The 2998-nt window shown below is 48.9% G+C and carries 2 protein-coding genes and 2 pseudogenes; all 4 read right to left on the reverse strand.

The window, feature by feature from the left end; translation table 11 throughout:
- Positions 1–127: pseudogene (locus AB7E53_RS14810) on the reverse strand (ATPase); the annotation flags it as partial.
- 23 nt (positions 128–150) lie between these two features.
- Positions 151–1389 (reverse strand): exo-beta-N-acetylmuramidase NamZ family protein, encoded by a 1239-nt coding sequence (locus AB7E53_RS14815; RefSeq protein WP_446776570.1) that lies wholly within the window; start codon positions 1387–1389, stop codon positions 151–153.
- Positions 1389–2666, reverse strand: a complete 1278-nt coding sequence (locus AB7E53_RS14820) for an AmpG family muropeptide MFS transporter (RefSeq protein WP_446774288.1) — start codon at positions 2664–2666, stop codon at positions 1389–1391. The genes AB7E53_RS14815 and AB7E53_RS14820 overlap by 1 nt, the downstream gene beginning before the upstream one ends.
- 29 nt (positions 2667–2695) lie before the next feature.
- Positions 2696–2998 (reverse strand): annotated as a pseudogene (locus AB7E53_RS14825) (DUF4922 domain-containing protein); the annotation flags it as partial.

The raw sequence follows: 2998 nt of genomic DNA on the forward strand, positions 1-2998 counted from the left end.
TGCTGATTTCATCTTCAGTCTGAAAAAAGGGATTGGTCCCTTTCGTGAAGACCTGCTTAACCAGCGCCCCCTTATCAACCAGGCACCAATCGGTTTTAGTTGAACCACTATCTGCTATCAGTATCATATCTGTCTGTCTTATTTATCTCCTTATTTATAGAGATAATATTTTTTTGAAAGTTTCTTAAATGCCTCTACGTCTTTGTTCCAATAGGCTTGAATATCTTCGAAGCGGTTGTTTTTGGCAAACAGCAGACGGATCTGGTTGCTGCCGGACACTTTGTCGAACATATCGAAGCGCTTTTCGTTGGCGTTGGCGAAGACTGCTTTATCGGGATATAGCTGGGCGATCACCTGCATGACATAAAACTGGATCTCGGACAGGTTGGCCTTCTGGTAATCGGTAAGATGTACCTGCACTCCTTGCATCTGTGTGCCTACTCCTACGGAATAGAAGGGTTTAAGGTGCATGGGACGGAAGTGAACGCCCTGCAGATTGAGTTTATTGAGTGCCGAAGCAAACTCTTCCGCCTTGATCCAATCGGCTGCAAACATCTGGAAAGGGATGGTGTATCCTACGCCGATGGAAAGATAACCCAGCTCGCCTACGATGCCGGACACGGGATAGAAAAAGGCCGAATGGGCATGGGGGATGTGGGGAGACGACGGGATCCATTGCAATCCGGTCTGCGTGTAATCCATCTTGCGCTTCCATCCTTTCATCTTCACTACCGTGAGTTTACATTGCTTGGCAAGCATGTTTTCTTCGTTGAGCATCTGTGCCAACTCGCCACAGGTAAGGCCATAGAGGTAAGGAATCTTGAACTGGCTTACAAAAGAGATGTATCCATCTTCGGCCAGATTACCCTCCACCTTGAGTCCCCCCAGGGGATTGGGTCTGTCGAGCACCACAAATTCGATATTGTTTTCGGCTGCGGCTTCCATAGCCAGTCCCATCGTACTGATGTAGGTGAACGAACGGCAACCGATATCCTGGATATCGTAGACCAGCACATCGATGCCCTTCAACATATCGGGGGTAGCCTTGCGGGTCTTGCCATAGAGCGAACCAACGGGAAGACCGGTGGTGGGATCGGAAGAGTTGTCCACATGATCGCCTGCATGCACATCGCCGCGCACACCGTGTTCCGGACCGAACAGCGCTACCAGATTTACGTTGGGAGCTTCGTGCAGAATATCGATGGTGGATTTGAGCTGGTTGTCCACTCCGGTAGGATTGGTGATCAGGCCCACTCTTTTCCCCTCCAATAGCTTGAAATTGCTATTTTTAAGAACCTCGATGCCTGTCTGGATTCTTATTTTCTGAGCAAATGCCGTTCCCGCAAAAAACGGGATCATAGCAAGTAGGATGTATTTTATAACTTTCATTATTCTTTCTGTTTTTTAGCAAAATTAGGATCCACTTTAAGGAAGGCCGTAACCACCAGGGTTCCGACACAGCAGATCATCACCCAGATGAAGAAGTTTTCGTAACCCAGCTGTTCCTGCAACCAGCCGGCAGCCATACCCGGCAACATCATTCCCAGGGCCATGAATGCGGTACAGATGGCATAGTGGGCTGTTTTGTGCTCGCCGTCCGAGAAATAGATCATGTATAACATATAGGCCGTGAATCCGAATCCGTATCCGAACTGCTCGATGAACACACAAAGATTGATTACCCAAAAGCTTTCCGGTTGAACGCTGGCCAGGTATACGAAGGCTATGTTCGGCAAAGAGATGATTAACGCCATAGGCCACAACCATTTTTTCAATCCACCTCTTGAAGCGAGGATACCTCCCAGAATTCCACCTACAGTAAGTCCGATGATACCGATGGTACCATACGTTAACCCGATCTCGGTGGTTGTCAGTCCCAGTCCCCCCACTTCGCGCGGGTCGATCAGGAACGGAGTGATCAGCTTAACCAGCTGCGCTTCGGGGAAGCGGTAGAACAGCATGAACAGAATGGCGATGGCCACCTGTTTCTTCTTGAAAAAAGAGGCGAAAGTGGCAAAAAACTCCTTCATCAGATTGGAGGCTGTAACCGTAACCGACGGCTTGTCTGAAGCGGGTTTAGGTAGTATAAATTTGTGATACAGGCAAAAGGCGATGAACAGACCCGCCATGATGAAGAAGGTGATGGACCACGACATAGGTATCTTGCCGGTGCTGGTTTCCAGTGCACCGGCAATCATAACCAGGATACCTTGTCCGGCTATGGTCGAAATACGGTAGAACGTGCTGCGGATTCCCACAAAGAAGGCCTGTTCATGCGGTTCGAGTGCCAACATGTAATACCCGTCGGCAGCGATATCGTGGGTGGCGGAGCTGAAAGCGACCAGCCAGAATACGGCTAACGAAGCCTGAAAGAAAAAATCCGTAGGAAGCGTAAAAGCTACTCCCGCCAATCCGGCACCGACCAACATCTGCATCGTAACAACCCACCACCGTTTTGTTTTCAGTAAATCTACAAACGGACTCCAGAATGGTTTGATTACCCACGGTAGATAGAGCCAGCTTGTGTACAGGGCGATGTCGGTATTGGATATACCCAGACGCTTATACATGATTACAGAAATGGTCATAACGGCGACATAAGGTAGTCCTTGTGCAAAATACAAGGTGGGTACCCACGCCCAGGGTGAAACTTGTTTATTTTTCATGACTTAAGCTTTAAGATTCGGAAGTACACTCAGGCGTCGACCTGCAGTGACTTCGTAAGTTTATGAATTATTTCTTGAATTCCGGCTTCACTCAGGCAGACTTCCTGAAGGATCTCCCGGATATGGTGTGAGGTTATTTTCTCGTAATCCTTGGCCTGAGGGGTGATGAAAACCCCACCAAGGTCCACCGAAGCGGGACTGATCAGCAGGTTTCCGTCTCCTTCCTTGAAATAGCATGCCGGACGATGAAGTGTTCTTGGCATCACACAGAGAATCCATTGTCCGTCTTCCACCCAGGCCAGCAGATTCATCATCGGCTCTGCCTCTGTTCC

It is taken from the genome of Macellibacteroides sp. (assembly GCF_050251695.1).
GTDB lineage: Bacteria > Bacteroidota > Bacteroidia > Bacteroidales > Tannerellaceae > Macellibacteroides > Macellibacteroides fermentans.